2 protein-coding genes and 1 pseudogene are annotated in these 9099 nt (G+C 51.6%); all 3 read left to right on the forward strand.

Features of this window, described 5'->3' with window-relative positions:
- Positions 1 to 26 precede the first annotated feature (26 nt).
- Positions 27 to 7259 carry a LamG-like jellyroll fold domain-containing protein gene (locus ACO6UY_RS23395; RefSeq protein WP_422491465.1) on the forward strand — a complete coding sequence of 2411 codons (7233 nt, stop codon included), beginning with the start codon at positions 27 to 29 and terminating at the stop codon, positions 7257 to 7259.
- Positions 7260 to 7681: 422 nt separating this feature from the next.
- Positions 7682 to 8668, forward strand: coding sequence for a hypothetical protein (locus ACO6UY_RS23400; protein WP_422444714.1), 987 nt, complete (start codon positions 7682 to 7684; stop codon positions 8666 to 8668).
- A 16-nt stretch (positions 8669 to 8684) separates the two neighbouring features.
- A pseudogene (locus tag ACO6UY_RS23405) lies at positions 8685 to 9099 on the forward strand (hypothetical protein); the annotation flags it as partial.

Consider the following 9099-nt stretch of genomic DNA (forward strand, 5'->3'; position numbering starts at 1 on the left):
GCTCAGGCTCCGGCTCAGCCTTCGAAATGGATGGTACTGCGGGCACCGGCGAGATCAGTGGCATGCAGACGGGCGGAGCAATGACCATCGCGTCCTGGGTACGCTTTGACAGTTTTGATCAAGGCTGGTCCAGGGTGGTGGATTTTGGTAATGGTGCAGGAGACCACAATATTTTCCTGTCTCATACTGACCAGACCAACGGATTGGCATTTGGTATCTGGGATGACACTGGCACTGAGCACAAACTCACCCTTGATGACTTCCTGACCACCGATCAGTGGGTGCATATCACTGCGACGGTGGATAGCTCAGGGCTGATGAGCGTCTACAAAAATGGCGAACTGGCAGGCACTCACCAGGGAGCGGTCCCATCCGTCATGGTGAGGACCAACAACTATGTGGGCAAAAGTAACTGGGATGTCAATGGTTACCTGGATGGAGCCATTGATGACCTGGCCATTTTCAATGAAGCACTGGACGCATCCCAGATTTCAACACTTTATCAGGCCAATCAGCTGTCTGACTTTATTGGCAGCGTCGATATCCCGGACCCGCAGGCCAATGACCCGGCGGTCGAGTCTCTTCCACCTGAATTTATTCTCGATCTTGATACCTATAATGACCTGCAACTGGACACCAACCTGGTCAGCAACAGTGATTTCACCACAGCTGATAACTGGACCATGACCGGAACGGTGGAGTTGTATGATAATCGCCTGGCGTTCAATGGCGGTGGCGGTGCCGCCGACGGCGTGGTGGAACAGGTGATTCAGGGCCACCCGAACGTCAACTACAGCCTGAGCCTGGATTACGGTGCTGCCTGGTCCGCCGAGCCGGTGTCCGGCCAGGTCGAGGTGATTGATCAAACGTCTGGTGCCGTGCTTGCCGCGCAGGCGTTCGACAGCGACTCCCTGACCCTGCAGACCCTGAACCTGGTGTTCAATGCTCCATCGGCGGGCAACCTGGTGCTGCGGATCTCCGACACCACCGTCAACGGGAATAACCGGGATCTGGTTATCGACAATGTTACCCTGCAGGCCACCAGTGGTGATAACCCGGAGTTGGCTGCCGGTAACGTCGAAACCCTCCTGACCACCCTGAATGTCAGCGATAATGCCCGGACCGGCACTGTCGTTGGTCAGGTACAGGCCAGTGATACCGACGGTGATACGCTGACCTTCAGTTTGACCGACGATGCCGATGGCCTGTTTGCCATCAACTCCAGTACCGGGGAGATCAGTGTTGCAGGTATTCTTGACTATGATACGGCCAACAGCCATCAGCTGACTGTGCGAGTCACTGATCCAAGTGGAGCGTACAGTAATCAGCAGTATGTTGTGTCCGTCACTAACGCACCGGAACTGGAGCCAGGAAGGTCTTCTCCGCTGTCAGTAGCAGCCTTTGAATTCAATAATGTCGCCGGTGTTTATGATGACCTTACCGACCATAGCCATAATGTCTCTTTTGACTCTGCTGCCAGCTTTGAAAGTGAGTCAGTTAATCTCGGGGGGGGCGGTGGTTCGCTAGGGGCGATGACCCTGGGTGGAGATTTTACCATTGCATCAACCTTTAGCTATAGTCAGTTCGGCAACTGGGCTCGGGTTATTGACTTCGGTAATGGTCCCGGTGCAGATAATATTCTGATTGCCAGTCCCTCGCCAAACCGTATTGAGGCTCATGTTTTCCAGGGCGGCAGCATGGTAGGTAGCGTGGGATTTGATAACTTCTACGATTTAAACGAAGTTTTCCATATTGCCCTGACGGTTGAAGATAATGGTCATATGCGCCTGTACAAAAACGGTGTTGAAGTGGCTGATAACCCCAATGGCCAGACACCGAATGAGATATTACGCACCAGCAACAAGATTGGCTTGAGTAACTTTTCTCAGGATGCAGCTACGGATGGTCATATCTACGATCTGGTGGTACTCAATGAATCACTGACCGCAGATGGTATCGGTGAACTCTATCACCAGACACAGGCTGACCAGTTATCAGAGTTTATCGGCAATTATCAGGCATTGGACCCCACCCTGGAACATGAGCAGGTTCTCGCGGCAGGCCACAATAAACAGTATCAGGTAGATATTGCGGCCCATCCGGAAGGAGGCTATATCGCCACGTGGAAGTCCGGCTCAGGCAACTCTGATGATCAAGTAATGGCCCAGCGGTTCGACGCAGCAGGCAATTCTGTGGGTAATGCCCATAAAGTGAATACCTGGAATCTTTCCCAGCCCTATGGTGATCTGTTTGAAAAACCTTCTGTTGCCGTACTGCCCTCAGGAGCCTATGCCGTCACTTACTTTTATGAAGATCCGGGCTTGATAACCAGCAGCCTGACGCACTTTTTCAGGGCGGATGGAAGCTGGATCACCAGACGACATACCGATCATCAACACTACGGAACGGAAGTTACGGCGCTGTCTGACAATCGTTATGCCGTTTCTACCGTGAATAGCGACTACCAGCTTAAAGTCATCATGTATGATGAGAATGCCCAGCATACAGGTGACATTTTTATTGCCAATGTGGATTCAGACTATTCCCATCCCAAGTTGGCCGCTCTGGACAATGGCAAATTCGCCGTTAACTGGCGCGCATCCAATGGCCCGGATGACGCGATAAATCTGCAAATTTTCAATGCCGACGGTAGCAGTGCTCATGGCCCGGTTGCTTTTGGAGGTCACCCGGCCTCCTGGGGTCACGATACACAAGTCATAGTGCTGGACAATGGCGGCCTGGCCACCACTTACCAGAGTGGCAACACCTGGTATATACAGATGTGGAGCTCCAATGCTACGGCCGTGGGTTCCCCAATTGCGGTCAGTGATTCTGGCGTGGTTGCCCTGAACAATATGCAGCTGACCGCCGTTGGCAATGATATCCTGGCTACCTTCCTGGCGGATGATGCGGATGGTTACGGTGTTTACAGCAGACTGTTCAGCAGCAATGGTGTGCCATTAACAGACCCCATTGCGATTAACGATACCGTAACGGGCCATCAATATGAGCCTGCGGTGACCGTCCTGGCAGATGGTACGGTACAGATTGCCTGGATGAGCAACCAGAATGATGATGCGGATATCTACACCAAAAATCTGTCCCTGGGCCAGCAGATTGGTGAAAATGCCCAGCCCGGCACAATTGTTGGACAGGTAGGGGCCAGCGATCCCGATGGCGATGCGTTCGTTTACAACCTGACCGACAGTGCCGATGGCCGATTTGCTATTGATCCCATTACCGGGGTCATCAGCGTCGCCGGTGCCCTTGATTACGAGACAGCCGCCAGCCATCAGTTGACGGTACGGGTGACTGACCAGACCGGTGGGTTTGAGGAGCAGTTGTTTGTGGTTTCCCTGGTGAATGACCAGAATGTTGCCCCGTTATTACTGCAGCAGGATACGTACTACTCGGCAGTGGCTGCCTTTGATTTTGCCGATGGTTCAGGCCAGGTATCGGAAGACCTGACGGAGAATAATCTGGACGTGACCTTTAACAGTGGCATCACTCATTCCAACGATGGTGTCAGGCTGAACAGTGTCGGTGGCTCCCTGGGAACCATGGCACTGTCCGGTGATATGACCATCGCTTCGACATTCACGTATCACAGTCACAGTAACTGGGCAAGGATTGTTGATTTTGGTAATGGCCCCAACGCCGATAATATTGTGATTGCCAGCTCTTCAGAAGGTCGAATTGACGTGGAAGTTTTCCACGGCAATAACAAGGTCGGTTATTTGGCGTTTGATAACTTCTATACCCTTGGAGAAACCTTCCACGTGGCCGTGACGATTGATGCCGATGGCCATATGCACCTGTATAAAAATGGTGTTGAAGTGGCGGACAATCCAAATGGCCAGGGGCCTAACGGGGTGTCATTGACCAGTAACCTGGTGGGACAGAATAACTGGGGCATGGCCGCCACAGACGGTAGCGTCAAGGATCTGATCATTGTTGATCACTTTCTGGATGCCGACCACATCAGCGATCTTTACTCGCTGACAAACTCAGGACAAATAGAAGTATTTTTAAATCCTCTACACATTACTGAGGACGCTGCGATCGGTACTGAGGTAGGTCAGGTGCAGGCCGAAGATCAGGAAGGTAATACGCTGAGCTTCAGCCTGACCGATGATGCCGGTGGTCTGTTCACCATTGATGCTGGTACCGGGGTTATTCGCCTCGCCGGTGACCTGAATCACACCTTAGCCAGCAGCCACCAGGTAACCGTCCGGGTTACCGATCATCCCGATGGAGCATTCCATGAGAAGCAGTATGAGATCTCAGTTGCTGACCACAATTATGCACCGCAATTTTTGCCGGAGGGGGGCTCCGGTGCACTGGTTGCCTATGATTTTGCCCAGGGCTCGGGGGAGGTGGCTGAAGACCTCACTTACCACAATCGGGATCTGATCTTTAACAGTGGCATCAGCCGCTCTGGTGATGGTGTCGCACTCAACAGCGTTGGCGGCTCTCTGGAGGCAATGACCTTGCGGGGCGATATCACCATTGCCTCCACCTTCACCTACCACAGCCACAGCAACTGGGCACGGCTGGTTGATTTCGGTAATGGTGCCGGTACCGACAATATTCTGATCGCCAGCCCGTCAGAAGGGCGAATACAGGCGCAGATCTTCCATGGCAACCAAGTTGTGGGTTCCGTAGCTTTTGATAATTTCTACATGCTGGGGGAAACTTTCCATCTGGCCCTGACAGTTGACGACGATGGTCATATACACCTCTATAAAAACGGTGTTCAGGTAGCGGATAACCCCAATGGCCAGGGGCCATCCGGAGTAGAACTGACCAGTAACCTGGTGGGTCAAAGTAACTGGTCCCAGGATGCCGCAACGGATGGCACGGTGAAGGATCTGGTTGTGTTTGACCGGTCCCTGGACCCAGACAGTATCAGCGACTTATACCAGCAAACGCAGATCGGTGAAGTAGAAGCATTCCTGAGCGTTCCCCTTGATACCATTGCCGAAAGCGCCCTGCCTGGCACGGTGGTCGGTCGGGCGCTGGTCAGTGATGTGGATGGTGACAACCTGACCTTCAGCCTGACTGATAATGCCGGTGGTTTGTTTGCCATTGATGCCGCTACCGGAGAGATCACAGTGGCCAACACCCTGGACTACGATTCGGCCTCCAGCCATCAGTTGACCGTTCGGGTTGCCGATCCATCCGGTGCCTTCAGCGAGCAGACCTATGTGGTCGCCCTGGCTGCTGCACCGGAGCTATTGCCGGAGCGGGGTTCTGATGCCCTGGTCGCTTTTGACTTTGCCAACGGTTCCGGCGAAGTTGCTGAAGACCTGACCGACCATAATCAGGATCTCACCTTCAACAGCGGCATTACCCGCTCTGACGATGGGGTCAGGCTCAACAGTGTCGGTGGCTCATTGGGAGACATAACGCTGAGCGGTGATATGACCATTGCGTCCACCTTTACTTACCACAGCCACTCTCCCTGGGCACGGTTGGTTGACCTGGGCAATGGCGCTGGCACCGATAATATTTTGATCGCCAGCCCATCGGAAGGACGAATAGAGGTTCAGATTTTTCACGGTAACAACATTGTCGGCTCAGTGGCTTATGATAATTTCTACACTCTGGATGAAACTTTCCATCTGGCCTTGACGGTGGATGCTGATGGCCATATGCATCTGTACAAGAATGGCGTTGAAGTGGCTGACAATCCCAATGGTCAGGGGCCTGCGGGGGTGACACTGAGCAGCAGCCTGGTGGGTCAAAGCAACTGGCCTCAGGACGCGGCTACGGACGGTACCGTGAAAGATCTGATTATCCTGGATCGGTCACTGGACCCGGGCAGCATCAGTGATCTCTACGGTCAGACGCAATCCGGTCATATTGAAGTATTTCTGGCCTCTGCGGATATTGTTGAGAGTGCCCTGCCAGGAGACGTCGTTGGCCAAATGCAGGCCAGCGACCCAGCCGGTGAGGAGCTAACCTTCAGCCTGGCCAATAATGCCGGTGGCCTATTCACCATTGATGCCGCTACCGGGGAGATCAGTCTTGCCGGAACTCTCGATTATGAGACGGCCACCAGTCACCAGTTGACCGTCAGGGCTACAAACTCATCCGGCGGATTCATTGAACAGCCTTATGTTGTGTCCGTGACAGATGCCGCAGAATTACTACCGGTGCATGAAGCAAATGATGCATTGGCCGCCTTTGACTTTACCACCGGTTCCGGTGACAAGGCGGAAAGTCTTACCAGCAATGGTCAGGTTCTGACCTTCTACAGTGCCCTTACCCATTTCAATGATAATGGCGTCAGCCTCAACGGTGCCGGTGGCTACCTGGGAACCATGGCCCCGTCCGGTGATATAACCATTGCTTCGACCTTTACCTATGACAGTCACACTAACTGGGCCAGGATCATTGATTTTGGTAATGGCCCCGGCACCGATAATATCCTGATTGCCAGCCCTACAGAAGGTCGCATCGAGGCACAAATTTTCCACGGCAACACCATGGTCGGGTCTGTGGCGTTTGATAACTTCTATACCCTTGGAGAAACTTTCCACATGGCCCTGACGGTTGATGCCGATGGCCACATGCACCTGTATAAAAATGGCGTTGAAGTGGCGGACAATCCAAATGGCCAGGGGCCTTCCGGGGTGTCCCTGACCAGTAACCTGGTGGGACAGAGTAACTGGTCCCAGGATGCTGCCACCGATGGTACCATGACAGATCTGGTGGTTCTGGACAGATCTCTGGATCCCGACAGCATCAGTGACCTTTACGATCAGGCCCAGTCCGGTGATATTGAGTCATTTTTAACCTCTCTGGAGATGATCGGTACCGAAAGTGCGGATATCATCAAAGCGGACAGTGGCAGCAACACTCTGCTGGGTGAAGCGGGTGACGACATTCTCTTTGGTGGAGCCGGTAATGACACGCTAACCGGGGGTACGGGTTCTGATACCTTTACCTGGGAAGCACCTGACCTTGGTACAGCTGCGGCACCCGCAGAAGATGTCATCACTGACTTCCATCTGGGGCAGGGGGGTGATGTTATTCACCTGGACGATATCCTGCCCAGTGATCACGGGGATCTGGATCAGTATCTGGCCCTGAATTTTGACAACGGCGATACCACGCTTGAAATAACACCACAGGTGGGCGGAGATATCACTCAGAAGATCAGGCTGGAAGGGGTTGACATGTCCGTGCTGGGCAACACCGATGCCGAGATTATCAACAATCTGATTAATAACGGTAATCTCAGCCTGGATTGAGTTTTGTCCTTTTGCTGATAGAAATATATTCAAAGGTCTCAGGCGTTTGCACCATCCCGGCTCCAGCCGGGTTCAAATCCACATACGCTACGCAGGTAAGTAGAGCAGCTTCGTTTATTCTTGCCACTAGCTTAATTTGCTTATTAACCGCTGGATACTGCCATCGGCGCTAAAATATTTTAATCTTCAGGGGCAGCTGTCAAAGCACTTTCAACATTACTAATAGCCATAACAAATAATGAGGCATGGTTAAAATAATTATTGAACAGAGTATTTATGGATGAAACTTATATGATCAGAAAAAGTCTTAAACTGGAATTCAATAGTTTAATAATTCAATGGAACGCTCTGTTAAATTAACTCAATTCAATGTTGCTTTTGCCGGGTTTTATTCAAGCTCACAAGAACAACAGCACCAAACTATGAGAAATGAACAGCAGCCGACGTACCAAGGCATATCTGTTCAGGCACTGGACGATCCTTTTCGTATTTACCATAGTCAATCAGACAGACACAACAACAGTCCTGGTCCTTTTAGTTCATTGAATGAATACAATATTGCATCTCTGACCAGTAGCGATCAGGAAGCCCCTGATGAAATTAATATTTCTGGGATACTACTGCCAAGGCTGGATGAATATTCATCTTATCATTCTGACACTACCCTCTTGGATGATTCACTATCATCAATACCAGACATCCGCTTTCTTCAGAATGAATACCTAGTGGAGAACGAGCCTGAGGTCAACGAGCCAATACCAGAGTGGGACCCGGATTGTCTGTTGGCTAATCTTCATGCAATACTCTCTAATCAACAACATTCAAGGCCAGTTGGGGGAGCTAGCTGGCAAAACCACAACCAAACGACAAGTGATCATCAAACGCGGCAGGCAGAAGAAGTACTTAATGGCAACACTTCAGCAGTTGAGTACCAAAAGTGCTATCAGAATCATTCCGATCACCTAGAGCACCAAAGGGTATACCAAAGGAAGCGTTACCGGAATGATCCCGATTACGTAGAGCGCCACAAGACATACCAAAGGAAGCGATACCAGAATGATCCTGATTCGGCAAAGAGACGAAGGGAGCGCTATAAGAATGATCCCGCTTTCGCAGAGCGCGACGAGAGGGAGCGACAAAGGGAGCGTCTCAAAGATCCTGCCTGGCGGGAGAGCAAAAAGATACGCCAAAGGGAACTTCGCAAAAATCCTGCTTACGTAGAGCGTGAAAAACAGCGCCGAAATGAGTTGCACAAAGATCCCGCATACGCTGAACGCAGAAGAAGGCGGCTCATCGAGCGCCGCAAAGATCCCGCTTACGTTCAGCGCCAGAGAGAGTACCATAGGGAATACCGGAAGAAGCGCCGTTTGAGAGTTTTGCAAAGACAATTTCTCGGGCAAAAACTATGAGCATCGCAGGCAGTGGGTGGTTGATCGATTGAAAGCGCTTTCTGGTATTTTTGTCCTGAAAGTCTGTGCTTATGCGGTTATGTCGAATCATTATCATGTGGTGCTCCATATCAATAATCAGCAAGCCAAAGAATGTGACACCAAAGAAGTCTTACAACGCTGGACGCAGCTTTTTTCTGGCCCGCACCTGGTTCAGCGTTATCTTGCCGACGATCAGCTGGGCAAAGCAGAGCTGCTGCGTGTCGAAGAATGTGCCCAGAAGTACCGAGGTCGTTTAATGGATATCAGCTGGTTCATGCGCTGCCTTAACGAATACTTAGCCCGGCTGGCCAATAAAGAGGATGAGTGCAAAGGGCGCTTTTGGGAAGGTCGTTACAAAAGTCAGGCCCTGTTAGATGAGGCAGCATTGCTGACTTGCATGGCCTATGTCG

Origin of the sequence: Endozoicomonas sp. ALE010, assembly GCF_049310165.1 — a bacterium.
GTDB lineage: Bacteria > Pseudomonadota > Gammaproteobacteria > Pseudomonadales > Endozoicomonadaceae > Endozoicomonas.

Coding starts and splice junctions, on each gene's coding strand:
- ACO6UY_RS23395 (WP_422491465.1), top strand. CDS start 27: ATGGATGGTACTGCGGGCACCGGCGAGATCAGTGGCATGCAGACGGGC.
- ACO6UY_RS23400 (WP_422444714.1), top strand. CDS start 7,682: ATGAGAAATGAACAGCAGCCGACGTACCAAGGCATATCTGTTCAGGCA.